Annotated in this window: 18 protein-coding genes; 6 read left to right on the top strand and 12 right to left on the bottom strand. The window is 69.2% G+C overall.

The features are described 5' to 3' along the window. Positions 1 to 33: 33 nt before the first annotated feature. Positions 34 to 1,062, bottom strand: a complete 1,029-nt coding sequence (locus ACLJQ7_RS34410; RefSeq protein WP_410652330.1) for a S66 peptidase family protein — start codon at positions 1,060 to 1,062, stop codon at positions 34 to 36. Between the two features lie 235 nt (positions 1,063 to 1,297). Next, the gene (locus ACLJQ7_RS34405) at positions 1,298 to 1,648 is read right to left on the bottom strand and encodes a winged helix-turn-helix transcriptional regulator (RefSeq protein WP_410652329.1); all 351 of its coding nucleotides are present in this window, start codon (positions 1,646 to 1,648) and stop codon (positions 1,298 to 1,300) included. A 90-nt stretch (positions 1,649 to 1,738) separates the two neighbouring features. Between ACLJQ7_RS34405 and ACLJQ7_RS34400 the strand changes: the two genes are divergently transcribed. Beyond that, positions 1,739 to 2,563 carry a polysaccharide deacetylase family protein gene (locus ACLJQ7_RS34400; protein ID WP_410652328.1) on the top strand — a complete coding sequence of 275 codons (825 nt, stop codon included), beginning with the start codon at positions 1,739 to 1,741 and terminating at the stop codon, positions 2,561 to 2,563. Continuing rightward, positions 2,560 to 3,486 carry an NmrA family NAD(P)-binding protein gene (locus ACLJQ7_RS34395; protein WP_410652327.1) on the top strand — a complete coding sequence of 309 codons (927 nt, stop codon included), beginning with the start codon at positions 2,560 to 2,562 and terminating at the stop codon, positions 3,484 to 3,486. The genes ACLJQ7_RS34400 and ACLJQ7_RS34395 overlap by 4 nt, the downstream gene beginning before the upstream one ends. A gap of 223 nt (positions 3,487 to 3,709) precedes the next feature. Here ACLJQ7_RS34395 and ACLJQ7_RS34390 read toward each other — a convergent pair whose 3' ends face one another. Continuing rightward, entirely contained in the window at positions 3,710 to 4,669 is a 960-nt protein-coding gene (locus ACLJQ7_RS34390) for an aldo/keto reductase (protein ID WP_410652326.1), read from the bottom strand. Between the two features lie 193 nt (positions 4,670 to 4,862). Between ACLJQ7_RS34390 and ACLJQ7_RS34385 the strand changes: the two genes are divergently transcribed. Together ACLJQ7_RS34385 and ACLJQ7_RS34380 are read left to right on the top strand one after the other, a co-directional pair. Continuing rightward, complete coding sequence (locus ACLJQ7_RS34385) at positions 4,863 to 7,988, top strand: BTAD domain-containing putative transcriptional regulator (protein WP_410652325.1); 3,126 nt, start codon at positions 4,863 to 4,865, stop codon at positions 7,986 to 7,988. A 62-nt stretch (positions 7,989 to 8,050) separates the two neighbouring features. Beyond that, a complete protein-coding gene (locus ACLJQ7_RS34380) occupies positions 8,051 to 9,214 on the top strand; it encodes a serine hydrolase domain-containing protein (protein WP_410652324.1) in 1,164 nt (387 codons plus the stop codon). A gap of 136 nt (positions 9,215 to 9,350) precedes the next feature. On the opposite strand, the gene ACLJQ7_RS34375 is transcribed toward ACLJQ7_RS34380, so the two are convergent. The 3 genes from ACLJQ7_RS34375 to ACLJQ7_RS34365 all read right to left on the bottom strand — a co-directional run bounded on the left by ACLJQ7_RS34375 (position 9,351) and on the right by ACLJQ7_RS34365 (position 16,690). Then, entirely contained in the window at positions 9,351 to 10,124 is a 774-nt protein-coding gene (locus tag ACLJQ7_RS34375) for a MerR family transcriptional regulator (RefSeq protein WP_410652323.1), read from the bottom strand. After that, on the bottom strand, positions 10,121 to 10,891 hold the full coding sequence (locus ACLJQ7_RS34370; protein ID WP_410652322.1) for an alpha/beta fold hydrolase: 771 nt from the start codon (positions 10,889 to 10,891) through the stop codon (positions 10,121 to 10,123). Before ACLJQ7_RS34370 ends, ACLJQ7_RS34375 begins: the two co-directional genes overlap by 4 nt. Before the next feature lie 108 nt (positions 10,892 to 10,999). After that, a complete protein-coding gene (locus ACLJQ7_RS34365) occupies positions 11,000 to 16,690 on the bottom strand; it encodes a CHAT domain-containing protein (RefSeq protein ID WP_410652321.1) in 5,691 nt (1,896 codons plus the stop codon). Positions 16,691 to 16,752: 62 nt separating this feature from the next. On the opposite strand from ACLJQ7_RS34365, the gene ACLJQ7_RS34360 reads away from it, so the two are divergent. Beyond that, on the top strand, positions 16,753 to 17,142 hold the full coding sequence (locus ACLJQ7_RS34360; protein WP_410652320.1) for a hypothetical protein: 390 nt from the start codon (positions 16,753 to 16,755) through the stop codon (positions 17,140 to 17,142). After that, positions 17,139 to 17,954: a hypothetical protein gene (locus ACLJQ7_RS34355; RefSeq protein ID WP_410652319.1), complete on the top strand. Its 816-nt coding sequence runs from the start codon at positions 17,139 to 17,141 to the stop codon at positions 17,952 to 17,954. The genes ACLJQ7_RS34360 and ACLJQ7_RS34355 overlap by 4 nt, the downstream gene beginning before the upstream one ends. 206 nt (positions 17,955 to 18,160) lie before the next feature. On the opposite strand, the gene ACLJQ7_RS34350 is transcribed toward ACLJQ7_RS34355, so the two are convergent. The 6 genes from ACLJQ7_RS34350 to ACLJQ7_RS34325 form a co-directional block, all read right to left on the bottom strand. Further along, entirely contained in the window at positions 18,161 to 19,699 is a 1,539-nt protein-coding gene (locus ACLJQ7_RS34350; RefSeq protein ID WP_410652318.1) for a S8 family peptidase, read from the bottom strand. A gap of 27 nt (positions 19,700 to 19,726) precedes the next feature. Continuing rightward, positions 19,727 to 21,187: a trypsin-like serine protease gene (locus ACLJQ7_RS34345; protein WP_410652317.1), complete on the bottom strand. Its 1,461-nt coding sequence runs from the start codon at positions 21,185 to 21,187 to the stop codon at positions 19,727 to 19,729. 26 nt (positions 21,188 to 21,213) lie between these two features. After that, positions 21,214 to 22,764: a S8 family serine peptidase gene (locus ACLJQ7_RS34340; protein ID WP_410652316.1), complete on the bottom strand. Its 1,551-nt coding sequence runs from the start codon at positions 22,762 to 22,764 to the stop codon at positions 21,214 to 21,216. A gap of 244 nt (positions 22,765 to 23,008) precedes the next feature. Then, complete coding sequence (locus tag ACLJQ7_RS34335) at positions 23,009 to 25,744, bottom strand: ATP-binding protein (RefSeq protein WP_410652315.1); 2,736 nt, start codon at positions 25,742 to 25,744, stop codon at positions 23,009 to 23,011. A gap of 53 nt (positions 25,745 to 25,797) precedes the next feature. Further along, on the bottom strand, positions 25,798 to 26,211 hold the full coding sequence (locus ACLJQ7_RS34330) for a hypothetical protein (RefSeq protein WP_410652314.1): 414 nt from the start codon (positions 26,209 to 26,211) through the stop codon (positions 25,798 to 25,800). 167 nt (positions 26,212 to 26,378) lie between these two features. Further along, positions 26,379 to 26,675 (bottom strand): DUF1330 domain-containing protein, encoded by a 297-nt coding sequence (locus ACLJQ7_RS34325; protein WP_410652313.1) that lies wholly within the window; start codon positions 26,673 to 26,675, stop codon positions 26,379 to 26,381. Positions 26,676 to 26,845 lie beyond the last annotated feature (170 nt).

Raw genomic sequence — 26,845 nt, 5'->3', positions numbered from 1 at the left:
TGATCGCGGCACGAGCGTGTTCACGCGTCCGCCCTACGCCAAGGTCTGATCGAGCCTGTTGTCATCCGTGGTGCACACGAGCCGACCATGGGCGCCGTTGATCATCGGCATGAACGGCGGGACATGGCCGCATTCGACATCGGCGATGATCGGCACGCCAAGGCAGCCCAAAGCGTCCAGTACGGCCGCGGTTTGAGTCAGCGATTCCGTGGCGGGGGCGCGGGTACGGCCGATCAGTATTGCGTTCGCCGCCGCGAAGAACCCGGCCAGGCGCATACCGTGCAGATTCCGGCAAATCCCCAAGGCATCGTCACCGGCTGCTTCGACGTAGACCAGCAAGCCTTCCGGAGCAGCGTGGCGGGCGAACGCCGCGACGTCGCCGTAGGGCGTGCCGGCCACGTTGCTCAGGGTTTCGATACAGCCGCCAATGAGCCGGCCTTCGACGATCACATCGTCGTCGCTGTCCAGCCGCGTCCAGCTGCCGGCCTGATCGAGGGTGAAGTCGCAGACGTGCGGATTCAGCTGGTAGTCATCGTGCCCTTTTGCGCGGTAGCGGCCGGGTGGTGTCTGGATGAGTGTGGTGCCGGGATCCGCGGCGACGATGTCCAACCAGGACATCAGGCCGGATGGGACTTGATAAGGCGTGTCCATCACATTGTTGCCGTGCACGGTCGCCAGTCCGGTCAGCAACGTCAAGGGCGTGATGACCGTGGAGATATCCGAGAACCCGACCACCCACGTTGGTTCGGCCGCGCCGATGGCGGCCCAGTCCAGCAGGGGAAGCAGGTCGATCGCGGTCTCGCCGCCCCAGGGCGGCACCACGGCCCGGATCGCCGGGTCGGTCAGCATGGCTGTCAGCTCCGCCGCCCTCTGCGGGGCAGGTGCGCTGAGATGCCCGGCACCGTTCATGCAGTCGCCGACCACGACTTCGTGACCTCGCGCCTTGATGGTCTCGATCGCGACATCGATCCGGGCGCGGAGCTTCTCCGGTACACCGCTGGAGGGCGCGGTGACGCCGACCCTGTCGCCAGGCTTGAGCGCGACGGGAAATCTCACATCCACGCATCCAACGCTATCCACCAGTACCCCACGCGGCCACCTATTTGATGACCGCTCATCGGCATGTGCGTGCATTTTGAAGGGCGCGCGAGGTACTGGGATTCGCAACCGGATTGGCTGGGGTGCCGGTCAGAAAGCGGCGGCTGTCCGAGGTGTGACAACAGTCGGTGGGCTTCCCCGGAGTCCTCGGCGGTGGTGTCATCCTCGTCGTCCGATGCGACGCAAGGCCGAATACCTTTCAGTCCGGTTTGGACTCTTGAAATCCCGCCACGGCCACACCGTGCTCGTGAGCCCACTCGGTCAGCACAGCGATCGGCCGTACCAGCGTCCGGCCCAGGTCGGTCAGCGCATACTCGACCTTCCCGGCGTCGACGTGGCGGTCGACCAGGCCGTAACCCTGCAACCGTCGCAGCGTCTGGGTCAGGACTTTCCGCGAGATTCCGCCGATCAGGTCGATCAACTCGCCGTGCCTGCACGGCTCACGGCTCAACGCGAACAGCACGACCACGGCCCATTTGTCGGCGATTATCTCGATCGCCAGCCGAGCCGGGCAGTCGGCGAGGAAGACGCTCCCGGGGTAGTCACGCATGCCCCGACGGTAGCCCGCTGCCAGGAACCTGGAGGTACCTACCGCTTCACTAGCGTCCATGGCGTAAAGGCATCGATCGGGAGAGGCCGAATGCGAGAAGAAATCGACTGGCCGGGTGGGCGAAAGGTCGTCACGCTGATCACAGTCGCGTTGGAGCTGTGGTCACCAGGGCACTGGCCCGCCTACGCGCCGATGGCTGCGGCGTGGCCGCTGCCCGGCATCGACGACACACACAGCGCCTCCTGGGCGAATTACGGTGTCACCACCGGCGTCTGGCGGTTGCTCGACGTCCTCGGTGACCTGCCCGCCACCTTCGGCGTCAATGGACTGGTGGCCGAGCGGCACCCCGAGACCGTCATGGCCGTGCACGAGGCGGGTCACGAGATCGCCGCACATTCCTGGGCCCAGGACGTGGTGCCCGCGCTGCTGGATGTCGATGCCGAGCGGACCGATATCCGTCGCTGCACTGACATCCTTCGCCGAGTCACGGGTACTGCACCGACGGGGTGGATGAGCCCGCGCGCCACCGGTTCGAGGCATACCGCCGACCTGCTCACCGAGGCAGGCTACCGCTGGACCGGCGACCACAGCGACCGCGATCTCCCGCAGGTCCTGTCCACCGAGCACGGTCCGCTCGTCTCCCTGATGCACGGCGACCACTCCGACGTTCGCGATGCCGCGGCAGGCCCGCACGCCTACCGCGACCTGCACCGTGAACTCCTGGACCAGCTGCTCGACGCCCCCGGCCCGGGCGTCTTCCACCTGACCGTGCACGCCCACGTCGGAGGGCGACCGCTCCTCGCGGGCATGGTCGGCCAGATCCTCGACCACATTCGTGAGTCAGATGACATCTGGGTCGTCACCCACGCCCAGCTGGCCGAACACGTCCTGACACACCAGGGAGAAACGCCGTGACCCACGTCCTCGTCGTCGGTGGCACCGGAGCCATGGGCAGCCACGTCGTCCAACACCTTTTGGCCAAGACCGACGCCACCATCACCGTCCCCACCCGCCGCCCGGAGTCCGCCCACGCCACCGAACTCGCCGCCTCCGCGCTCGACCGCGTGCGACTGGTCCGCTGCGCCCCAGCGTCCCTCGAGGTCTTGATCGGGCAGGCCGATCGCGTGTTCGCCAACACAGACTTCTTCGCGACGGGCAGCGCCGTGGGTGAGTATCGACAAGGGCTGCGCTTGCTGGCCGCCGCGGAGCGGGCAGGTGTGGAGCGTTTCATCTGGTCCTCGTTGGACAGCGCGGTGTCCCTGACCGGTCACCCCGTCCCGCACTTCGACAGCAAAGCCGCGGTCGCCGCCCACATCGACCTGATGCGGTCGGAGGAAATGCTCCGCGAGGACACCGACGGCTGGTACACGAACCACGTCTCGGTACTGACGACGGCGCCGTACTTCGAAAACCTGCGGGACCGACTCACCCCCCGGCCCGACGGCCGGGGCGGCCTGACCTTCAGGCTCCCCCTCGGCACCGCCCGCTACCCGCTCGTGGCCCTCGACGACATCGCCTGGTTCGCCTGCCACATGTTCGACAACTGGCAGTCCTGGGGCGCCCGCGACCTCGCGGTGATCGGCGACAGCCTCGTCGGCGACGAGATAGCCGCTACCTTCGCTCGGGTCACGGGCGTCCCGAGCAGCTACCTCCCGATGTCGCAGGACGAACTGCGCGCCGCCGTCCCCGGTTTCAGCCACGACTACCTGGCGATGTTCCAGTTCTTCGCCGACCGTGATCTCTACGCCCAAGACCGCGACATCGACCTGCTGCGCCGCCTGCACCCCGGCCTGATGACCTTCGAGGATTGGCTGCACCACACCGAATGGGCGGGATGACCACGCGGCGCGTCAAGGCCGAACGCGTGACGGAACGGGACGCGGTCGAAGACGGTGGTCCGGAAGCGGTGGGTGAGGTGGAGATCGTGTCGTCGTTGTCTGCGGGAGGTTGGACGACGGGAGACGCGCAGGAAAGATAGGACACTCTCCGGAAAAGGGCATCAACGGAATCGACAGCGTTTACCGTCGATCGCACCACGGCGCTCTGGCCGCGGGGCACCGGTCAAGACGAGGCGGAGGCGAGCGTGTGCAACTCGGCGTCCGAGAGGTGCAGGTCGTGGGCTGCGAGCAGCGCGGGCAACTGCTCGACGGTGCGGGCGGAGGCGATCGGTGCGGTCACCGTCGGCTGCTGCCCGAGCCAGGCCAGCGCCACGGTGGCCATCTCCACTCCGCGGGCGGTGGCGACCTGGGCCAACGCGTCGAGCACCCGCGCGCCGCGTTCGGTGTCCGCGTAGCCGCCTGCCAGCCCGGGCACGTTGCGCACGTTCTCGACGGTCTGGCCCGGGCGGTACTTGCCGGTGAGGAACCCCGAGGCGAGCGCGAAGTACGGCACGCACGCCAGTCCCTCGCGCTGCACGATCTCGCGTCGCGCGCCTTCGTAAGTGTCGCGCGAGATGAGGTTGTACGGAGGCTGAAGCGCCACGTAGCGGGCGGTGCCTGCGCGGTCGGCGAAGGCCAGTGACGCGGCGAGCCGCTCGGGGCTGATGTTGGAGGCGCCGATGGCGCGCACCTTGCCCGCCTGCACGAGTTGGTCCAGTGCGCCGATGATTTCGTCGACCGGAATGGACTCGTCCCGGTCGAAGTGAGTGTAGTAGAGGTCGATGTGGTCGGTGCGCAGTCGCCGCAGCGACTCCTCGACGGCGGCTGTGATGGTGGCGGGGGCGAGGCCGAGATAGCGCGGGTGGTCACCGACCTTGGTCGCCACGACCACGTCGTCGCGGTTGCCGCGGCCGGCCATCCAGTTGCCGATGATGGTCTCGGACTGGCCGGGTTCGTTTCCCTGTTCCGGGAAGTAGTTCATGTACGAGTCGGAGGTGTCGACGAAGTTGCCGCCTCCGGCGAGGTAGGCGTCCAGCACCGCGAAGGACTGGGCCTGGTCGGCGGTCCAGCCGAAGACGTTGCCGCCCAGGCAAAGGGGCGAGACGAGGAGGCCGGACGAGCCGAGCCGGCGAAGTTCAGTCACGTCAGCTCCCAACGCACGTCGCGCCCGGGATGGTTTCAGCCCGGGCGATCTCCGACCGGACGGGTAACGCACCTTGGCGCTGAGGGCAGTGCGTCGCCGTTTCAGCCGGCCATGACCGGTGAGCCCACGGACACAGAATGCTCCGCGACCACACCACGAAGGATCGGGGGATGTGCTGCGTAGGCTTCTCGCCGTGGGGTTGAAGGTGACGGTGCTGGGACCGGTGAGGGTCGTCGGCGATGACGGCGAACAGGTCCGGATCGGTGGTGCGAAGCCGCGGATGCTGCTGGGCAGGCTCGCGCTGGTGGCGGGCCGGGCGGTGTCGTACGGCGCCCTCATCGAGGACATCTGGGGCGCGGAATCGCCGGAAGTCACCACGAACACCTTGCACGCGCTGGTGCACCGGCTTCGGCGTTCGCTGCCGGAGCGGGGTGTCGTGGAGTCGCCTGCGGCGGGTTATCGGCTGGCCCTGTCCGCCGACAGCGTGGACGCGCACCGATTCGAAGTCTTGGCCGCGCGCGGGAGGCGTGAGCTTCTGGCGGACGAGCCCGAACGTGCCACCGCCACGCTCAGTGACGCGCTCGCGCTCTGGTACGGCGACGCGTTCGCGGACGTGCTCGCCGCTCCGTTCGCGGGAATCGCCGCAGCGCGCCTGGATGAACTGAGGTCAGCGGCGAGCGAGGACCGCTTTGACGCGGAGCTGCGACTGGGTCGGCATTCCGAAATCCTGGCCGATCTGGAGGCGGCGTGCGCCGCGCACCCTTTGCGGGAACGCCTGACCGCGTTGCGGATGAGCGCACTCGCCGCGGCGGGCCGTCGGTCCGAGGCGCTCGCCGCGTTCGAGGACATCCGCGGCAGGCTCGCCGTCGAACTCGGTACCGATCCTTCCGTTTTGCTGCGGCGGACGCACGTCGCCGTGCTCCGCGGAGAGACAGAGCGAACGGCGGTCCGCTCGGCGCCCGTGCCGGGAAGGCTGCCGTCCCGGCTGACATCGTTCGTCGGCCGCACCGTTGAGTCCGCGTTGCTCGCTGACCTGCTTGAGACGTCCAGGTTGGTCACCGTGGCCGGCCCCGGAGGCGTCGGGAAGACTCGGCTGGCTTGTGAAGTGGCGTCCCGGCATCGCGCCTGTGAACACGGGAGGCTGTGGCTCGTCCCGCTGGCCGGCGTCGAACGGCCTCAGAAAGTCGCCGACGCGATCCTCGGCGCACTCGGCGGCGGGCGCTTGGCCGGCGGCACCGCGGAACCGGTGGATCGCGTGGCCACGCTGCTCGGCGGCGATGACGCCGTGCTGGTACTGGACAACTGCGAGCACCTCGTCGCCGAAGTCGCGCGAATCGCCCAGTACCTGCTCGAAACCCGACCGCGGCTGACCATCCTGGCCACCAGCAGAGAACCGTTGGACGTTCTCGGCGAAGCGCTCTGCCGCCTCGGCCCCCTCGACCTCCCGGACGAACACACCGAGCCCGGCGATTCCACCGCGGTACGGCTGTTCACCGAACGCGCGACCACCGTCACCCCCGGCTTCATCCTGGATGAGTCCACAGTGGACTCGGTGGTGAAGGTGGTGCGCCGCCTCGACGGCTTGCCGCTCGCGCTGGAACTGGCCGCGGCACGGCTGCGCTCGATGAGCGTCGGCCAGGTCGCACGCCAACTCGACGACCGGTTCCGGTTGCTTTCCACCGGCAACCGAGCGGCTCTTCCCCGCCAGCGCACCTTGCGCGCGATGATCGAATGGAGCTGGGACCTGCTGAGCGACCGCGAACGGATCATGGCGCGACGGCTGGCCTTCTTCCCCGCGCCGGCCACCTCCGACGCGATCGAAGCGGTCTGTTCGGACAACCTCTACGTGCTCGACTCGCTTGTCGGCAAGTCGTTCGTAGAGCACGGCGGCACCGGCTACCGCATGCTGGAAAGCATCCGCGTCTTCGCGGCCGAGGAACTCGCCCAAGCGGGCGAACAGGACATGATCCGGGACCGATACGTTCGTCATTTCGCCGCCTTGGCGGCCGAACACGAGGTGCTCGCGCGGTCGCACGACCAACCGGCCTCGCTCGCGATCATCGCCGGCGAGTACGACAACCTGGTGTTCGCGTTACAGTCGGCCCTCGACGGCCGGGATGTGGGCGCTGTGGTGCGACTGTTCGGCCTGTTGCACTGGTACTGGTACGCGGTTCGCTACGACGCCCGGACGGAGTCCTTCGTCGCCGAGGCGCTCGCTCTGGGCGACGCGCTCCCCCGCGACACCCGGGCCGCTCTCGCCGCGCTCGACGCCCTCATCGGTGAGAACGCGCCGTGCACCGATGCGAACCGCGTGCGCGCCCTGCTCGCCGACTGCTCGAAATCCGGAGCCTTCGAACGGTATCCGTTCCTCGCGATGGCGACCCTGCCCGCGGTACTGCCGCTGGGCCTCGACGACCTGGTCATGTCCGAGATCGCCCGGATGAGGAACGCTTCCGACGCCTGGGCCAGGGCCTGGGCGTCCTTGCTGGAAGCCACCGCGGCCGGGGATCGTGGCGACTGGGCACTGCTCGCCGCCGCGCGCGAACGCGCGACGGCCGAGTTCGCGGGCACCGGCGACCGGCTGTGGACAGCGGTGTCGACGGCACTCCTGGCGGAAGTGCACACCATCGGCGGCGACCACAAGGCGGCGATCGCCGCGCTGGAGCGCTCCCTGGAGTTATGCGCCGGGTCCGGGTCGCAAGACGAGGTCTCCTACCTCGTCGGTCTGGCCTCCGTTCGGATGCGCGCCGGTGATCTCGACGGCGCCGGGCGGGACATCGACGCAGCCGAGGAACTGACGCGTTCGCTGAGCCTGCGGTACATGGAGTTCGAAATCCACCTTGGCCGCGCCGAGCTCCACCGGCGCTCCGGCGACTTCGGGCGATCGGAGCGGGAACTCGACGAGCTCGCCACGCTGGCAGGGCGCGAGCGGCTGCCGGAGGTGGAGACCATCTCGGCGCCGGCCAGGATCGCCCTTCGCCTGACGACCAGGGACGCGGACGGCTCCCGTGCGCTACTGCCCGCGGCGATCGCCGCGGCGCGGAACAACGGAAACCCTGCCCCCGCCGCCCAGCAGCTGGCGCGGTTGCTGTTCCTCGAGGACGACCCGGTCGGCGCGGCGACGGCGCTCGGGCTGAGCCAAGCCGTGCGCGGGGCCTTCGACCACGGTGACCCCGAGCTGCGCGAGCTGGTGGCGGACCTGACGCGACAGCTCGGCGAACGCGGCTACACCGACGCGTTCGGGACTGGCGCACGGCTCGCCCCGCCCGACGCGATCGCCAGGCTGACAGCCCTCTCAGCCGCTGTCAGCGCCTTGTAAGCCGGTTGTCATCGCCGACGGCCACCGTTGAGGCGTACGACAACCAGTTGAGAGGAATCGGCATGACAGAGGTCGAAAGCACGGGACGCCCGAAGGTACGCGAAGCCATGGACCGTGCGGTGAGCGAGCTGGGCGCGCCCAGCGTCGTCGTCCAGATCCAGGACAGGGAGGGGACCTGGTTCGGCTCCATCGGACAGGCCGACACAGCGACCGGTGCCCGTCGGGTGCCCGGCGAGCACCTGCACACCGGCAGCATCTCCAAAGCCTTCACCGCGGCCACCGTGCTCCAGCTCGAAGCCGAAGGTCTGCTGGACATCGACGACACGGTCGAACACTGGCTGCCGGGCGCGATGGACGGAAGCGGCTACGACGGCTCCAAGATCACCATCCGCCAGTTGCTGTCCAACACCAGCGGCCTGTTCGCCACCGGCATGGCGAAAGAGGTACAGCGCCGATACAACGTCCGCTCCGCCTTCGACGAGCACCGCTTCGAAGTGTTCCAGCCGGCGGATGTGCTGGAGCTCGCCATCTCGGAACCGCCGGCCTACCAGCCGGGCGAAGCGTTCTGGTACTCGAACGGCGGCTTCGGTTTCGCCGCGGCGATCGTCGAGAAGGCCACCGGAAGCAGCTTCGAGTCCGAAGTGGACCGAACTCTGGTGCGTCCGCTGGGACTGAAGCACACCTTCGCGCGCCACCGCGAGGAAACCGGATACCGGGGACGCCACCCCCGGGCTTATTCGAAGGTCTTCCTGCGGGAAGGAGCGCGCCCGGACGAGGTCACCCCGGAGAACTGGCCCTCGATGCTGGAGGACCCCGCACTGCCGCCTTTCGACGTCACCGAGGTCAACACCTCCGCCGGCTGGGGTGCGGCCAACGTCGTGTCGACGCTCGACGAGTTGCGCGTGTTCTTCACCGCGATGATCACGGGCAGCCTGCTGCCGCCCGCGCAGTACGAGAAGATGTGGACCACCGTCTCCACCGAAGGCGCGCACTGGCTCGCGAACACCCGCTACGGCCTGGGTCTGTACGAACTGACCTTGTCCGACGGCACGAAACTGCGCGGCGGCACCGGACAAAGCTATGGCACCTGCACCTTCGTGATGGGCACCCCCGACGGCTCCCACCTTTTGGCCGTCCACACCAACAACGACTGGGCCACCTTCCCGATCCTCGACGACCTCCTGCAAGCGGAATTCGGCGCCCCCGGTCTCTCCTTGACGGTCTGACCGGCCGCGTCGCCGCGCCGAACGGTCGTCTTCGGCGCGGCTCGCGTGACTCATCGGCTCCGCCGCCACCACCACGGTGGCGGCGGAGCGACCGCCCGAAGCGGCGGCGCGGTCGGCCTCAGGCTTCCTCGCCCGCTCAGGGGACCGTGATTCCCGCGGCGCGCAATCGAGCCTCGATCCGGTCGGTCAGGCGTGCCCAGGAAGGCGCCTGACCCTGCCGGTGGTGGTTGATCAGGCCATAGCGGGTAGCGCCGTCGGAGCGCATCCGCAGCTCGGGCGGGATTTCCAGAAGTGGGGGATGTTCCAGCAGGTACCCGGCCACGACCGCGGCGAGGTCGTCGATGCGCGGATCGTCGGGCTCCCACTCGGCGACACCCCAGCATTTCTTGAGCAGTTCGACGTATCGAGGGTCGGCGAAGGCGACCTCGAGTCGCCGAAGGTAGTCCTGGAAGTCGCCCGGGATGAGCGCCTTGGCCAACACGAGGCCTTCGCGGAACGTGTGGACGGTTTCGTCGCCGAAGCCGTGCCGTCTGAGACCGTCGAGCAGTGCACAGGCCCGATCGGGCAGTAAGGCTCGGTCACCGCTGCCGAGGCGGTTCAGGGTCTCGCGGCGGGCGGTGAGTTCCGCTATGCGGCCGGCGAGCCGGCGGTCGACCTCGGCGACGGTGGCCGCGAACTCGTCGGGGCCGGCGGCGAGCAGGTCCGGGATATCGGTCAGCGGCAGGCCTGCCAGAGCGAGGGTTCTGGCCTGGACGAGCTGTAACAGCTCCATGGATCCGTATCGCCGGTACCCGGACCGGTCGCGAGGAGGTTCGTCGACGAGTCCGAGGCGGTGGTAGTGGCGCACGGTCTTCGTCGTGACACCGGCGAACGACGCGGCTTGCCCGATGGTGAGTCCGTGACTTGTCATGGTCCTGTCCGGTGTCGGTCGTCGGCGGCGGTGTGGCGGACGGCGTCCGCCACGGCCCGGAAATCCTTCCGCAGGATGGTGACGTGGTTGCTCGGGACGGTCGCGTGGAGCCGGACGTGGGGATCGCGGGCGAGGACCGGGTCGAGGGTGGCGCGCATCCGGGCGAACTCCGAGCCGGTGCCCCCGACGCTCGTACCCGAGGCGGCGATGAACCGTACCGGGCAGGTCACCGCGTCGTAGACACCGTCGAGCGCGCCCATGACCTCGTTGGCCTCGATGCTGACCTCGGCATGCTCCTCGGCGGACATCCGGCCCGCCATGCCCAGCCGGCGCAGCACCGGGAACATCCACCGCGCCCGGCGGAACCGGCGGCGGATCCGAGCTCGCGCGTCGTCGTCGACCCAGTCGTACGGGTAGCCGCCGTCGACCAGTACCAGGCCGTGCGTGCGGGAGGGATTCGACGCCGCCCAGTGCAGCGCGACAGCCGCCCCGTACGACCAACCGACGAGGACCGGCCGGTCGATCCCGGTGGCGTCCAGCACGGCACCCAGGTCTCGCACGGCTGTGCCGAAGGTGTAATCGGAGGACCTTCGAGACCGGCCCCGCCCACGCATGTCGTAACCGACGTGCCGCCAAGGTGACCCGAGCTCGGCGATGACGCGATGCCACGCACGCTGACTGCTGAAAGCGCCGTTCAGATACACCACCGGTCGCCCCGCCTCGCCGCTGTCGGTCACGGCCAGCGCCGTGTCGTCCGTCCACACCATGTCCGTACGAGCAGGCCGTATGTTCTCGTAATGATTCACCCGGCCAGCCTGGGGCCTGCCCCAAGGGCAAGGTCAAGCTGGCAGAGACGACCGACAGGGCTTCGCGCTTCACGGTCCGAAGTGGACGTACGGGGCCCAGATCGCCGGGTTGCGGGGGGCCGAGTCGCGCAGCGCACGCACGGTGCGGTGGAGCAGGTGGGCGGTGTCGCCGAGACGCAGACCCGAAGGCCCGAGCAGCCCGGTGTACATCATCTTGGTCACCTCGACCGCGGTCCGGTCCGTGATGGTCCACAGGGTCGCGATCACCTGCCGGTAACCCGCGAGCTGGAGCGCCGCGGCGAGGTGGATGGCCTCGTCGGGCAGATTCGTGCCACCGATCGCCGTGCTGCAGGCCGACAGGTAGGCGAGTTCGGCGTGCTCGAGATCCAGTTCCGCGACCTCGAGCACGGTCAGTGGTCTGTCCCACAGGTAGAGACTGCCGGTTGACGGTTCTCGCAGGTTTTGCCCGCCGTGGCAGGCGAAATGTGCGTAGGCGTGCGTGCGTAGGTCGGCGGTTATCGCGGCGTGAGTGGCGGTGTCGGCGACGCGTAACGTGCCGCTGAGGGACGGGGCACGAGAAAGGAACTCGGCTTCCTCCCGGGCACAGGGCAGGGGGAACATTTCCGGGATGCCTGGAACCGGTGGGGTCTCCGGCATGCCGACCACGAGGACACGTCGGTCGGCGGGCTCGACAACGCTCTCGGTGTTCGCCTTCGTCAGCGCGCGCAGTGTCGGTGTGTAGGAAGACACCGCGCGGTCGATCACCGTGCGGCCGGCGGGAGTGTCGGCCGGGTCGTGGTAACCGGCGGCGTGCAGCGGGAGCAGGGTCAGTGATCCGGTAGGGCACCACCACAGTCGTGGCAACGGCTCAGCGTGCCCGGTGTAGCCCAGCCGGGTCAGCACCGGATCGGCGACGGTGTCCCACAACCATTCCAGGGTCGCGTGCACCGTTTGCCTGGCGCCGGTGGTGGCGAGGTCGCCGGGCCCGCCGGGGTTTTCCAGCAGCTTCAACGCCCGCAGGTACCCCTCTGCCTGTCGCCCGGCCTCCACATACGACAGAGCCGGCAGCGGGACGTGCTCGACGTCGCGGTCCCGGTGCACGATCAAGGCGTCACATCGGGCTTCGTCGACATTGAGCAGGACGATGGGACCATCGGGCAGACCCTCGCGGAGGGTGGCCAGCGGCGGGATCCGCAGCAGGTATTCCAGTCCGGGCAAGGCGCGTGCTTCGGCGAGCAACCGGTCCCAGTCCTGCGCCAGCTTGATCCGGTCGGACCGCATACGCTGGCTCGGGTCGCTCCACGGATCGGTCGTGGCGGCGGCCTCCGGGATTTCGGGCGCGGTCGTGGCCGCCAGCTTCGTCGCCACCGCGCGCAGCCGATCGTGCAACGCGAGGTCACGTTCCCGCAGCATCGACAGGTCGTCCCTGATCTGCAGCGCCTGCGACCACAACACGGACCGGCCCTGCTCGAGCAGTTCCACGGCACGGCCGGGGTCACCGGCCTCCAGCGCCGCGGCGGCGGCCGCCCTCGCCAGGCCTTCCCACATCGTCAGCCTGCGCTCGCGCGCGTCGCGTTCGACGCCGTGCCAGGCCACGTGGGGCAGCAGCGCGACAGCGACGCCGAACGCCTCCGTCGCGGAGGTCCAATCGCGGTGCCGGACGGCCAGCTCGGCCCACAGTCTCGCTGCGGCCGCCCGATACGTCGGTGCGGTGGCGGGAGATTCGACCGCCGTCCGGTAGGCGGCGACCGCGGCGTCGAGGTCGACCCTGCCTTCGACCCGCCTGCGCTCGTGCAGCCTTCCCAGCGTCACCCAGGCCACCGCGGCTCGAGGATCACCGGCGGTCATGCAGTCGATCGCCCGTCTGGCCGACTCGATCGATTCGGCCGCGTCCGCGTCGTCACCACCGCGGTCGTACCGGGTGTGCAGCACGGTCGAAAGGCTGAGGACGCACAGCGGGTACATCGAGTGCGTGACGTCGGTGATCGTGATCGCCTCCCGGACGAGTGCGACGGCCCGATCCAGCGCGTCCCGGCTCGGAGACCGGTCACGGCGGGTGCGCAGCAGCCCCGCCAGGTTCATCAGGATCTCCCTCCGGTTCGGGCTCTGGGGCGTGCTGCGGTCCACCGCCTCGGTCAAGGCCGCGACGGCGGCGTCGAGATCCGCGGTGTCCTGCTTTTCCAGATACCGGATGTGCAGCGCGGTCCCGAGGTTCATCAGGCACATCGACACCGCCGGATGGTCCGCCGGCGCGGCCGCGACGGCCGATCGCCCGGCGTCCACGGCGGCGTCGAGGTCGGCGGCCGAGCCGAGCAGACCCGCCCGCGTGCGGAGCACGTTGGACAGGTTGGTCAGCATGATGGGCCGCATCGTGTGCCCGGAATGGGCGTCCTCCGCCGCTTCGAACAACGCGTCGATGGCGGCATTGAGGTCGGAAACCGTTCCGGTCCGATCGAACCGGGACCACAGTGCCAGCCCCAGCGTCATCAGGTTGATCGCCGAGGCGACGTGCCAGTTGGGCGCGTGGGCGGCCTCGCGCCCCAGGTCGACGGCGGCGTTGAGGTCGTCGAGATCGCCGGTGGCCAGCGATCTGGTCAGCAGGCCACCGGCCAGTGCGGTGAACTGGACACTCCGTTCGGCCGGTGTCGTGCCCGGCAGGGTCGTGGCGCGCTCCGCGGCCGCGATGGCCTCGTTCAGATCGGCGGGCTCCGCCAGGACGCTGTACCGGCCACGCAGTGCGTACGCCAGCTCGGACAAGGCGTTCGCCGCTATCGCGTTGTTCGTGCCCGCGGCGGCCACCCCGCGGCGCAGCACCTCGATCGACTCGGTCAGCACCTCGACGTCGCCAGTCCGCTCGAACCGCAGGGCCAGCAGGGTGCCCAGCATGATCAGTGCGTACGCCCGGTTGGGCTCCTCGTCCTGGGTGCGGGCGAGGATGTCTCTGCCGATCGCGATCGCTTCGGCGAGCAGAGTCTCTTCTCCGGAGTTGAGAAAACGCAGGCGGAGCGTGCTCGCCAAGAAGGTCCCGGCCGTGATCCGGCCCGGGCTCGCCACCGGCAGCCCGTCGCCCGCGACTCTCAGCAATTCGCTCGCCTCGGCGAGCGCGGCCTGGTCGTTCGACCACTGCCCGTGAAGCGACAGCGCGATTCCCAGCATCAGGCTGACTTGAACCGTCTGGTCGCGCGATCTGGCCGAAGAAAGGCCGAGCCGCAGCACCTCGATCGCCTCGTCCAGATCGGCGGTCGAGGCCGTGGCCTGGAAGCGGGCCCGGAGGGCATAGCCGAGATAGAACCGGAGCGTCAGCAGATCCGGACTGTCCGCCCGGGCCCGGCTGAGCACCGACCGCAGTGCGTCGACGGCCTCGGTGAGATCGGCGGGGTCGCGGGCCCACTCGTACCGGTCGGTCTGCGCGGCGGCGACATTCCCCGCCAGCAGCAACGCATCGGGGCTGGTCCGCAGGACTGCCTTACCGCTGTCGATCGCCTCGGTCAGGGCGTTTTTATCGCCATGGCGATAAAAACGGATGCGAAGCACCAGGATGAGGTTGTTCACGAGCATGAGCCGGTTCATCCCGGTCGCGTGCGCCAACGCGGACCGCAATGGCGTGGCTGCCGCCTCCAGGTCCGCTTCGGCACCGGTGTTCTCGTAGCGGGACATGAGCGCGTTGCCCAGGGTGAGGGTGACCGCCACCTTCGGAACCGCGCCGGGTGGCGTCGCCGCGTGGCAGGTTTCGATGACTTCGGTCAGCTTCTCGGGGTCGCGCTCGGAGGTGGCGGTCGAGTTGAGGATCGCGGCGAGAACGCCGAGCGTTCGATAGCGGCTCGAGTCGTCGGAGCCGGTGGCGGCGAGCGCTGAGCGGATCAGCCGGGTCGCCGTCTCCCGGTCGGCGGCCTCGCCCCTGGCCTCGAAGCGTTGCAGGTACGCCAACGCGGTGTCCGCCCGCAGGTCGGGCAGTCCGGGGTCGTCCGCGGGCAGGGTCTCGGCGATCCGGCACAACGCGGCGATGGACTCTTCGAGGTCGGCTGGATCCGGATTCCGGCCGTACCGGAAGCTGAGTGCGTCCGCGAGCGCGAACAAACACTGCGTCAACGCGGGGGTGTCGGGAGCCAGCGGCACCGTCGCCCGCAGCGTCTCGATCCGTTCGTCGAGGTTCGTGGCGTGGCCTGTGCGCAGGAAGCGCCACCGCAGCAGTTCCGCCAGCTGCCAGAGCTGCTGGCCACGAATCACCGTGTCACCGGGGATGTCCTGCGCGGCCGCTCTCGTTGTCTCGATGGCTTCGTCGAGCTCACTGTCATCGATCTCGCCGTCGGTGTCCGCGCGCTTGATCGCCTCGTACAGCACCATCGACAGGGCCGTGAGCATCGGCGTCCGGCCGAGTGGACCGCCTGCGCCGGCCGTCTTCGCCTCACGAAGGACGTCCACGGCTTCCCGGAGGACCTCCACTCCCCCGGTTGCCTGGTACTGGCGGCGAAGTGCCTCACCGAGGGACAGCAGCGCGGTCCCACGAAGCGGGCTGTCCGCGGGCAGAGCCGCCAAGGTCGCTCTTGCCGCCCGTATCACCTCGGCAGGGTCCGTGCCTTCGGCTCGTAGCACGGTCGCCAGCGTGGCCTCGACCGCCCACCTCAGCGGGTGGCCTTCTCCAACGGCCGCGTCGGCCTCCCTGGCCAGTGCGACGGCTTCGGCCAGGTCGTCCTCGTCGGGACCAGCAGGTGTGGTGAACGCCGAGGCGTACGAGTACCGGGTCTGGAGCGAACTCGCGAGGTTGAGCAGCGCGGGGACATGCGACTCGCAGCCCTCGGGGAGGCGCCCCAGCGCCTCCCGCAGGTACCGGACACTTTCGGCGATGTCGGTGGCATCGCCCGTACGGACGAACCTGACCCGCAGGGCGCTGCCTCGCAGCAGGAGCGCCTCACCGAATACCGGGTCGTCCGAGGCGCAGCTCGCGAGGACTTCCCCGGTCACCTCGACGTACTCCTCGACCACGGCGAGCGGACCGCCGATATTGCACTGGGTCTCCAATGCCACGGCGAGCTGCGACAGGCAGGCGACGCGGTTCGGGTCACCGGGCGGCAGAGACGACGCCGTTTCGCGCAGGAGCACCGTGCTGTCGGTGAGGTCCCGTTCCCGCCCGCGGATGCCGAACCGGTTGAGCAGAGCGAGCCCGAGGGGGAACCGCACCGCGGGGGTGATCGGGTGCTCGGCCGACTCGAGTGCCGCGCGGCCCGCTGCGACGGCGTCGTCCAGATCCGTCTCGGCGGCCGTCCATTCGAAGCGCTGGTTCAGCAACATCATCAGGTTGAACAGGTGCGCAGGACGGTCGGCCTCACTGCCGGCGTCGACGGCGGCTCGACATGCGGCTATCCCCAGATCCGTCAGGACGGGATCCGCGGCCGTCAAGGCGGCGTCGGTGATCACCGACGCGTAGAACGGTCCGAGTTCCGCGGGTGCCAATCCCGGATAGCGGTTTTCCTGAAGCCAGCCGAGCACCGGTGGCGGCACTACCCCCGGGAAGGATTCGGCGAGCGGGGCGAACAGTTCCGTACAGATCTGGATATCAGGCCCGATACCGCCCGGCGGCAGGGCGCAATGCCGCATCCAGTGCAGCATTCCGAGTTCTCGCAGCATCTCGGGAGGCAAGCCGGTACCGATGGCGGGCAGGACCAAGCGGGCGGCGTCCGCCACGGCGTCGGGAGTGGTGACCTCGTCGGGCTCGCCTGTTTCCAGACAACGGCGAATGCGTTCCAAGAGCGAGATGTCCACTCCCCCCTCTCCACCCACTACGGTGCGATAGACGATTCAGGATGGCACAAGGGAGGGGCGAAGTGGCGGGATTCGACGAGGGACAAGCGCTCGTTCTGTGGTGCACCGCCATGTCGGACCTGCGCCGGGCCGCCATCGCCGGCCGGTGGACCGCCAGACTCGAACGCGCCGCCTCCCGAGTGCGCGAGGGTGGTTCGGCGTTGGACGCGTGCCGGCAGTTCGACCTGCTCGACGCCGAGTCGGCGGAGCCCACCAGGAGCGCGGGCAGTCCCGACCAAATGCCCGTATATCCCAGCTCGCGGAGCCCTCGCCTGCCACGGACCGGACGCGGCGAGTACGGCTGCCCGCGCAAGTTGTGCATGCGCCACGATCATCGGGACGACGACGGCCACCCGCCCGTGTGCGCCTTGTTCGACAACGAGCCGATGCTGCCGACGGGTGCGACGCCGTGAACCCCTTCTTGTCGTCTCTGAGCGGCAAGCTCGCCGAGCGATGGGTCGCGACCCTCGTGCTGCCGGGGGCGTTGTTCGTCGCCGCGGCGGTGTGCGCGGCCCGGCTGGGCCACCGCTCCGCGTTCGACCTCGTCTCGGTGACCGGATGGATCGTGCGGGAGGCGCCACGCCTGCCGGTCGCGGTGACGGCGTTCTTCCTGCTGGCCGGTGCCACGGCGGCGGCCATGGCCGCGCAGGCGGTCGGCAGCCTGGCCGAGGCCGTCTGGACCAGACCGTGGCGTGGACCTGCCGCCTGGCTCGCGCGGGGGTTGGTGGCCTTACGCGGCAGGCTGTTCGATCGGGCGGCGGCCAGGGCGGGGGTGGACCCGGTATCCGCCTACCGCCCCCGCCACCCGGCCTGGATCGGCGAGCGGTTCCGGCTGCTGAACGCCCGGATCGCCGGGCAGTACCACGGACTCGATCTGGGCTTGGCGTGGCCGCGGTTGTGGTTGCTGGTCCCGGAAACGGTCCGCACTCCGGTGCAGGCGGCCGAATCCCGATTCAGGTCGGCCACCAGGCTCGTCGGCTGGGGCGTGCTGTACCTCGGCCTCGGGATCTTTTGGTATCCGGCGGTTCTGGTCGGAATCGGCACCGCAGTGCTGGGGTGGAGCCGGGCCCGCTCCACCACCGCGACGCTCACCACGTTGATCGAAGGCACGGTGGACACCCATCTCGACACGATCGTGACCGCTCTCGGTCACACCATGCCTGCCGTGGGCTTCACCGACGATCTCGCCCGCCGGATCAACGACCGGTTGGCCAAGGGCGACTGACCACGGACAAGCCGGCGGGTCGCCGATGACCAGTGTCCACAGTGGACGGCGTGCCTGCCGTAGCGCCGAGTCGCTGCTGGACGATCTGGGCCGCAGCACGGGATCCGTCGTCACCATGCCCGCTCGCCGGGGACGAAGCCCGGGAAACGGCACCGAGGTGGGACCGGACACGGAGTCCGGCCCCACCTCGTCCCTCCGCCGCCCGGTCAGAAGGTGACGGTGAACCCGTCGATCGAGCCGGTGTCGAACCGGTAGACGTCCTGGGCGCTCAGCTTCCAGGTGCCGTTGGCGTTCTCGCCGGAAGCGTCCACCGTGTACGTCTCGTGGACACCGGCCGCCGTGCCGACCCCGCCGGAACCTTTGAGCCGGTACGCTTTCCCGCTCGGGCCGATCAGGTCGAGCACCAGGTCCGCGGTGTAGGTGTGCGAGATGTCCACCTTCACCGGCAGCGACGAGGACGCCCTGCCGTCACAACCGTCCTGCGTCACCGCGCTCGTCACGGCGGCACCGGCGTCCGGAATGGCCACCGGGGTCGTGTTCGACTTCGTGCCGCACTTCGGCGCGGGGCCGCCGCCGCCGATGAACGAGACGTTGAGCAGTTTGTTCAGCGAACCGCTGCCCGGGTTCTTGACGACCCCGTCGGAAGCGTTGTTCACCAACGCGTCCCGGACCTGCTTGGGCGTCGCGGACGGGTTGGCCGCCAGGTAGAGCGCGGCCGCGCCGACGACGTGCGGCGTCGCCATGGAGGTCCCGTTCATCACCGCGGTGCCGCCGTTGCTCGGGCTCAGCGAGGTGATGTTGCTGCCCGGCGCGAAGATGTCCGTGCAGGAACCGTAGTTCGAGAACGACGACCGGTTGTCGCTGGAATCCGTGGCGTTCACCGTGATCGCTTCGGGCACCCTGGCGGGGCTGGTGTTGCACGCGTCGGTGGAGGCGTTGCCCGACGCGATGCCGTAGACGACACCCGACGCGATGGACCGCTTGACCGCGTCGTCACCGACCCCCGGCGCGTCCGTGGTCAGGCTCATGTTCGCCACGGCCGGTTTCACCGCGTTGGCCGTCACCCAGTCGACCGCGTCGATGATGCCCGAGTCAGGCCCGGTGTTGTCGCAGCCGAGCACCTTCAGCCCGACGATCTTGACCTTCTTGGCGACACCGTAGGTCTTGCTGCCGATCGTGCCCGCGGTGTGGCTGCCGTGTCCGTGGCAGTCCTTGCCGTCCCCGCCCATGAAGTCCTTGCCGAGACTCGCCCGGCCTTCGTACTCCGGGTTGCCGGGGTTGATGCCGCTGTCGAGGTCGTACGCGGTGACGCCCTCACCGCTGTTGTTGTAGGTGTACTTCTTGTCCAGCGGCAGGGCCTTCTGGTCGACGCGGTCCAGACCCCATGTCGGGTTGGTCTGCGTGTCCGTGCCGCGGGCCGTACCGTCCTGGTAGACGGCCTTGACCGACGGATCGGCCGCGAGCCGCCGCGCCTGCTTCTCGGTCATCTTCTTGACCGAGAAGCCGTTCAGCGCGGCCGACCAGGTCGAGCGGACCTCGCCGCCGAAACGCTGGGTCAACGAAGCGGACGACGCCTGCGCGGTCGCCAGGCCGTCCTTCAGCACCACGATGTACTGGTCGCCGTAGTGCTGTTTCGCTTGGATCACCACACCTTCGGCTTCGGCGGCGACGGCGTTCCCGGCGCCGAGCGCCAGCAAGGGAGTCAGGGCACCCAGCGCCAACAGGAGTTTTCGAGTATTAAGCATGGTGGATCACCTCCGTGGTCGTCGTGGTCACTGGACGGTGAGGGTGTACGTGGCGGTCGAGGTCTTGCCGGAGCCGTCCTTCGCCGTGACGGTGATCGGGTAGGTGCCGGTCTGGAACGGCGGGAAGACCTGCATCGTCGAGGTGCCGCCGCTGGAGATGGTCTGCGGGTTGAAGAACGGCGCGATCGGCAGGCCCGCGCCGGAGGCGGAGAGCGTGATGGAACCGCTGCCGCCGGTCACGGAGACCTTCGTGCTGACCATCGAACCCGGCCTGGCGGTCCCGGAAGCGGGGTCGAGCGTCACCTTGAGGTCACCGGGCTCGCTGCCGCCCTTGCCGACGGTCAGGGTCAGCGTGGTGGTCGCGGTGTCGGTCGTTCCCTTGCCGGAGACGGTGATCGGGTAGTCCCGTTCCGGGGTGCCCGCCGCGGTCTCGATCGTGAGCTTCGCGGTGTCTCCCGACTTGATGGTCGAGGGCTGGAAGGTCGCCTTGGCACCGTCGGGAAGCCCGGACGCGGTCAGCGCGACGTCCTCGGCGCCGTTCTTGCCCGGCTTGCTCGTGATCGACGTCGAGATGTACTTGCCGGGGTCGACCTTCACCGAACCCGGTGACGCCGCGAGGGTGAACTTGTCGGTGCTGGGCACCTCGCCGATCTGCTGCTTGACCCAGTCACCCATCTCGTTGTTCAGGCGGCTGTAGACGCTGTACCACTTGAAGTCGCTGCGGCTCCACGACGTGATGCCGACGACCACGCCGTTGACGATGAACGGGCCACCGCTGTCACCGGGAAGGACGGTCTTGCGGCCATCGGAGTACCCGGCGCAGATCATCGTCTTGGGGTCGACGCCGTTCTCGACACCGGTGCACTGGTTCGGGTTGACGATCGGCAGCGTCAGCTTCTGCAGGGTGACGTCGGCGGGGCTGTCGTTGTAGGTCTTCTTGCCGTAGCCGAGGCTGAACCCGTCCTTGCCCGGGGTTTCCAGGCCGGTGTCGGCGGAGGTGGCGACCTTCGCGTAACCGCCGGCGGGAACGGGGATGTCGGCGTCGGTGGTGATGATCGCGACGTCGTAACCGTTCCAGGGCTGGGTGAACTTCGGGTGGAGCTGGTAGTCGACGGCCTTGAGCTGGGTGCCGCCCGTGCTCACCAGGTCATCGAGTCCATAAAGGACAGACTTCTCGCCGGCCAGTTCCTTGCAGTGCGCCGCGACCATCACCTTGCGGGGCGCCACGACGGAACCGCTGCAGCTCTGCCCCTTGGGCCGCGAGCCGCCCTCACGCAGGGCCGCGATGGCAAAGGGGTAGTCCTTCACCGAGGCCGGCACGCCGCCGATACCCTGGGCGTGGGCGCCCTCGGGGAGCCGGACGTCGCCGGTCGGAGCGACGGCGGACGCGGTCGGCTGGGGCGCCGCTCCGGCGGTTCCGCTCGCGATGGGGATCGACAGCGCCGTCATGCCCAGGGCCAGCAGGCCCAGCATTCTCTTTCTCTGCACGGTTCTTCCTTTCACAGGGAGGGAAATCAGAAGGTCAGGCCGAAGCTGTCGATGACGCCGGAGTCGAAGCGGTAGAGGTCCTGGACGCGCAGCTTCCAGTCGCCGGAACGGTTCTCGCCCGAGGTGTCGACGGTGTAGGTCTTGGACAGGTCGATCGAGCTTTCGCCACCGGCCTGCTTGAGGGCGACGACCTTGCCGCTCGGCGTCACGAGGTCGATCTTCAGATCGCCCGAGTAGGGGTGCTTGACCGCCACGGCGACCGAGGTGCCCGAAGTGCCCTTGGCATCGCAGGAGCCGATCGTCACGGTACTGGCCACGGCGGCACCGGCGTCCGGGATCGCGACGTCGTCGGTGCTGGTGCCGCCCGCGCAGGACGGCGGATTCGGCGTGCCGCCGTCGAGGAAACCGGTGTACAGCAGCTTGTTGGGCGAGCCCTTGACGTCGGTGATCTTGCCGGGCGTGGTGTTGTCGAGCAGCGCCTTGGTGACCTGCGCCGGGGTGGCCGACGGATTCGCGGTCAGGTAGAGCGCGGCGGCGCCGGCGACGTGCGGGGTGGCCATCGAGGTGCCGCTCATCTGCTGCGTGCCGCCGCCGTTGCGGGTGGAGGTGATGTTGCTGCCCGGTCCGAACAGGTCGGTGCAGGTGCCGTAGTTCGAGGACTGCGACGAGTTGAAGATCGACCGCCGGTCCTGCGCGTCGCTCGCCGCGACCGTGATCGCCTCGGGCGTACGGGCGGGCGAGACGTTGCAGGCGTCCTGTCCCTCGTTGCCCGCGGCGACCGTGACGGTGATCCCAGCCCGGACCGCACCCTGCACCGCCTGGTCCACAGTGGACGTCGCACCGCCCCCGATGCTCATCGTGAGCACGGCGGGCTTCGTGGCGTTCTTGGTGACCCAGTCGATCCCGGAGACGATCGTCGACCACGGCGCGCTGGAGTTGCAGCCGAGCACGCGGACGGCGACGATCTTCACACCCTTCGCGACCCCGTAGGTCGTACTGCCGACGGTGCCCGCGACGTGCGTGCCGTGGCCATGACAGTCCGACGCGTCACTGTCGTTGTCGACGAAGTCGTAGCCGCTGCTCGCGCGGCCGCCGAACTCGGACTGCCGGTAGTCGGTCCCGGTGTCGAGGACGTAGACGGTGGCACCGTCGCCCTTGTTGGCGTAGCTGTATTTCTTGTCCAGCGGCAGATCTTTCTGGTCGATCCGGTCCAGTCCCCAGGTGGGATCGTTCTGGGTGTCGGTGGCGTGGGCGAGGGAATCCCGTTCGACCGTCGCGACCGCCGGGTCCGCGGCGAGTGCGCGGGCCTGCGACTCGGTCATGCGACCGGCGAACCCGTGCAGCGCGGCGCCGTAGGTGCGGGTGACCTGCGCGCCGTAGCCGGCGGCCAGCGAGTGAGCGTCGGCGGTGGAGGCCTGCCCTGGCTTGAACGTGACGAGGTAGGCACCCGGGATGGCACCGGGGCCCCCTTTCAGAACGGCCTGTTCGCCGGCGGAGGCGACGGCCGGTAGGAGCAGGGCGGCGGACAAGGCCGTGGCGAGGGCCAAAACCTTTCGGGGGCGGAAGTGTTGACGCATCGGCTTACTCCTGATGGTGGGGAATCGGCGCGATGACAACAGTGAATTTCCGGGGAGCCGAGAACAATAGTGGTCGTCCACGATGGACCACCCATTAAATTCACGGCGTCACTGCCAGGGCTTTTGCCGAAAACCCGGTGCTATCGGCCGGAAACCGTTCCTATTAGGACCGTAGTCCGAAAAAGTACGGGACCTCATCAATCTGTGCGGACACGAAGAGGCAAAGCCGATTGAACCACACGATTCAGGCGGTTTTCGACGCGGCGACCCGATCGCGCAGCAGTTCTTCACTCAGGACGGCGCGGGACGGCAGGTCGAGTTTGGCCAGCGCGCGGCCGAGATGGACTTCGACGGTGCGCGCGGACAGGAACAGCCGCTCGGCGATCTGGCGGTTCGTGAGGTTCCGCGCGGCCAGGCCGACGACCTCGAGTTCACGGGGTGACAACGCCTTGCCGTAACCGCGCCGCCCCCGTCGCGGGATGTCCGGATCGTGCGCCGCCAGCGCCCGGCGGCACCGCTGCGCGTCGGCGAGGGAGTCCAGTGCCCGGTAGGTCGTCTCGGCCGAGGTGAGGGCGCCCAGCACCCGTTCGTGGTCGCCGAGTTCGGCGTGGCACTCGCCGGCGAGTTCTTCCGCGCCCGCTGCCGCGTAGGGACGCGGCAACGCCTGGTAGCACCGGGCCGAACGGCTGAACAGTTCGGCGGCTTCGGCGGCGTGGGGCCGGGCGAGCAAACCCTGGCAGAAGAGATCGGCCGCGTGGGCGAGCGGCGCGTCGCGGCCGGTGATCCCCTCCTGGTATTCGGCCAGCAGCGTCTCGGCGATTCCGGTTTCCCCCTGGCCGATCAGGATCCGGACCGCCAACGGGAGGAGTTCGGCCGCCCACACCCAGTTGTTCTTGCGGCGGACGTTCTCCAGCCCGTACTCGACGAGACGGCGCGCCGCCGCGAGGTCCTTGCCCGCGAGCCGGACCGCCGCCCGTCCCGCGAACGACGAAGCCTGCAGGGGAACGCTGCCCGCCGAAAGCGCGGACGCGGCGTCGAAGTCGCGCAGGGCCGCCGCCCGCCGGCCGCGGCCGAAGTCGTACCAGCCGAGCGCCAGCAGGGGCTCGGCCGACAGGGACGCGTCCTCCCCCATCCGCGCGACGAGCGCACGCGCCTCGGTGTCCACGGTGGACCAAAGACCCATCGCGACGTCGAGCCGCAGATCGGTGCCCGCGGCCAGTGCCTCCAGGTAGGGCTGATGCTCGTCCTGGATCAGCCGTCGCGCCGTGGCGAGATACGACCTGGCCACCGGGTAGTAGCCGTTCCACGCCGCCGCGTCCGCGAGGTTGATGTAGGTCCGGCAGACCTGCCGGCGCACGTCGGCCGAGCGCGGCGAGGCCGGGAGCGTGCCGACGTCCTGCCAGACGCCGGGATCGGCCACCTGCATCCGGCTGGACATCCGGTTCGCGGTCACCGCGGCGAGCAGTTCGACGTCGCGGACGCCTTCACTGGCCCGCACCGCCTGGTCGAGCCAGCGCAGGTTCTCTTCGACGGGGACCGCGCCGACGTGCGGGAGCGCCAGGGTGACCAGTCCCCGCGCGAGCAGCGCCCGGTGTCCGGAGAGGTCGGCGACGGCCAGCTGGATCTCCGAGCGCCCGGCGTCGATCTGCCCGGTCTGGTTGATCAGCAGGCGGCCGATGTTGATCCGGATCTCGCCGCGGGCGGACTTGCTCATCGGCCAGTCCCGCACCGCGGTGCGCAGCAACCGGACCGTCGGCTCCTTGACCAGTTCGTAGGCGGTCACCCTGCTGAGGCGGACGGCGAAGTTCTCCCTGTCCGCGCGGGAAAGTCCCTCGTCTTCGAGCGCGGTTTCGAGCAGGCGCACGGCCTCTTCCGGCTTGCCCTCGGTCACCGCCCCGTCCACGGCCGCCGAGGTCCACCGCACCCATTCGCCGAGTTCACCGGCCTCCCGATGGTGCTGGGCGATCCTCGGCGCGTCCGGTTCGTCCCCCGCGGAGAGGAGACGAGCGACGCGACCGTGCAGATGACACCGGCGAGGGCCGGGGATCGCGGCATGGACCACCTCCGCCACCAGAGGACTGCGTGCGGCGTAGCGTCCCCTGCCGAGATCGCGCAGGAATCCCGCGTCGAGGGCGGAAAGCAGCGCGTCGATGACGGCGTCCTCGTCCAGGCCGGACACGATGGCCAGCTCTCCCCCGCTCACCGGACGGCCGAAGACCACGGCCGCCTCGACGACCCTGGCGCAGCCCGGGTCCGCTTTCGCGAACCTGGCCACGAGCGCGGCGGACCACGCCGCGGGGACGGGAGTGCCCGGTGACTCGAGGACCGCGTGAACGGCTCCGCGCAGGCCGCCGGTTCGCCGGTGAACCAGTTCACCGAGCTCCCGCGAGCCCGCCAGTGCCACGACGTCCTCGACTTCCAGTGGCGCCAAGGTGACTCTCGCGGTCACTCCGGACCTGGGCGGCCACCAGGACTCGCCCGGCACGGCCCGGTGCGCCCGGATCGTCGAGGTGGCGACGACCGCCAGCCGCGGCGAAGGATCGGCCGCCAGGAACCGGAGGAGGTCTTGGGTCTCTTCGTCGGCCTCATCGGCGTCATCGACGAGCAGGACGGTGCGTTCGTGCGTGGTCAGCAGTTCCCGGATCGCCCGGAACACCAGATGACGGTCGTTCGCGTCGGCCGTCACCGACGGGAGCGTCCCGGTCAGTTCGGGCAGCAGCGGCCGGAGGACGCCGGCGAGCGGCGACAGGCGTGCGGCGACCGAGGTCCAACGGCCGAGGTCGGCGCTCAGCGCGTCGAGCACCGGGCCGAGCGGGACGGGGCGCCGCCGCCCGGCGCAGCGGACCCGGATCACGGCGGACTCCCGGGGTTCGCGCCGGGCGAGCTCGTCGAGCAGCCACGTCCGTCCGGCCCCTGGTTCGCCCTCGACCACGGCGAACGCGGGACACCGGGCGATCGCCCGTGCCGTCGCACCGTTCATGAAACGACTTTAAGCGCGAACGCCCCGTACGGGATTTCTCTAAGGGCCCTCATTTAATGCGGGGCCGGGCGGGCCAGCTCGACGAGGCTGTCGAACAGGACCTCCGCGGACCGGCACACGGCCAGCGGCGGCGCCTCGAACGGGCCGATGACCTCGGCCAGCTGTTCCCAGGCGAGCCTGCCCAGCACCCTGGCCAGCACGATCCCGACCGCGGCGGGCTCCCCGGCACGCGGCCGCAGCGCGTCTTCGCCTCCGCTGAGCCGGCCTTCGGGCTCCAGCGCGTCGAGGCATCGTGACAGCACTTCGCCCGTCAGCCGGATCACCGCCGCGCGTGACGGCCCCCGCAGGTACGGGGCGACGTCCGCCATGTTCGCCATGCGGCGAAGCACGCCGGCCACCATCCGGTCCCGTACGTAACGCGTTCCGAGGGTGGGGGCTGTCGCGGGCTCCTCGGATCGCTTCGGCACGTGCCCCAGCCTTCCCGGCGCACCGGGGCTTCAGCCAGGCCGAAGGCGATAGATGAGGACCCGTAGAGAAAGACCACTCACCGTCGGGGGCCGCCCTAGCACCGAATGTCTGACATTTACCGTGTGATGCGGGCTACCCCGGGGTGTACAGGGAATCGGCGCGATCGTCAGTCGAGGCCTTCGACGATGCGGAAGTCGCGCTCGAAGCCGTCGGGCAGTGCGGCCAGCGCCTTTCGGTAGGCCGCACTCTCGTAGGCGGCGACCGCCTTTTCGAAGCTGTCGAACTCGATCAGGACGACGCGCTCGGCGATTCCGGCTTCGTGTGCGACGACCCGGCTGCCGCCGCGGGCGAACGTCCGCCCGCCCGCGGCCTTGACGGCCAGACCGGCCAGCTCGTTGTAGACGTCAAGACTCGCGGGGTCGGTGATGGTGGGGTACACGCTGACCCAGTAGCCCTTGGACATGGAACCTCCGGTGTCGTGAGTGGTAATGATCGTTAGAACGACATGTCTGAGTTCAGGACATGTCGGACAGTTGATGTTTCAGGACCTCACGGACACTGACCGGTCTGTCGGTGTGGTGACCAGGGTTTTTGCGGTGATCATGCTTCGATGGGCAGAGCAGGGTTTTCGAT

Origin of the sequence: Amycolatopsis sp. cmx-4-54 (assembly GCF_046548895.1) — a bacterium.
In the GTDB taxonomy this organism is placed as follows: Bacteria; Actinomycetota; Actinomycetes; order Mycobacteriales; family Pseudonocardiaceae; genus Amycolatopsis.
The sequence above is the reverse complement of the archived record's forward strand: the minus strand, read 5'-3'. Positions and strand labels throughout refer to the sequence as shown.

Excerpts from the sequence above, each read along its gene's own strand:
- ACLJQ7_RS34405 (WP_410652329.1), bottom strand. The coding sequence starts at position 1,648 with ATGCGTGACTACCCCGGGAGCGTCTTCCTCGCCGACTGCCCGGCTCGG.
- ACLJQ7_RS34400 (WP_410652328.1), top strand. The coding sequence starts at position 1,739 with ATGCGAGAAGAAATCGACTGGCCGGGTGGGCGAAAGGTCGTCACGCTG.
- ACLJQ7_RS34380 (WP_410652324.1), top strand. The coding sequence starts at position 8,051 with ATGACAGAGGTCGAAAGCACGGGACGCCCGAAGGTACGCGAAGCCATG.
- ACLJQ7_RS34375 (WP_410652323.1), bottom strand. The coding sequence starts at position 10,124 with ATGACAAGTCACGGACTCACCATCGGGCAAGCCGCGTCGTTCGCCGGT.
- ACLJQ7_RS34370 (WP_410652322.1), bottom strand. The coding sequence starts at position 10,891 with ATGGTGTGGACGGACGACACGGCGCTGGCCGTGACCGACAGCGGCGAG.
- ACLJQ7_RS34350 (WP_410652318.1), bottom strand. The coding sequence starts at position 19,699 with ATGCTTAATACTCGAAAACTCCTGTTGGCGCTGGGTGCCCTGACTCCC.
- ACLJQ7_RS34340 (WP_410652316.1), bottom strand. The coding sequence starts at position 22,764 with ATGCGTCAACACTTCCGCCCCCGAAAGGTTTTGGCCCTCGCCACGGCC.
- ACLJQ7_RS34335 (WP_410652315.1), bottom strand. The coding sequence starts at position 25,744 with ATGAACGGTGCGACGGCACGGGCGATCGCCCGGTGTCCCGCGTTCGCC.
- ACLJQ7_RS34325 (WP_410652313.1), bottom strand. The coding sequence starts at position 26,675 with ATGTCCAAGGGCTACTGGGTCAGCGTGTACCCCACCATCACCGACCCC.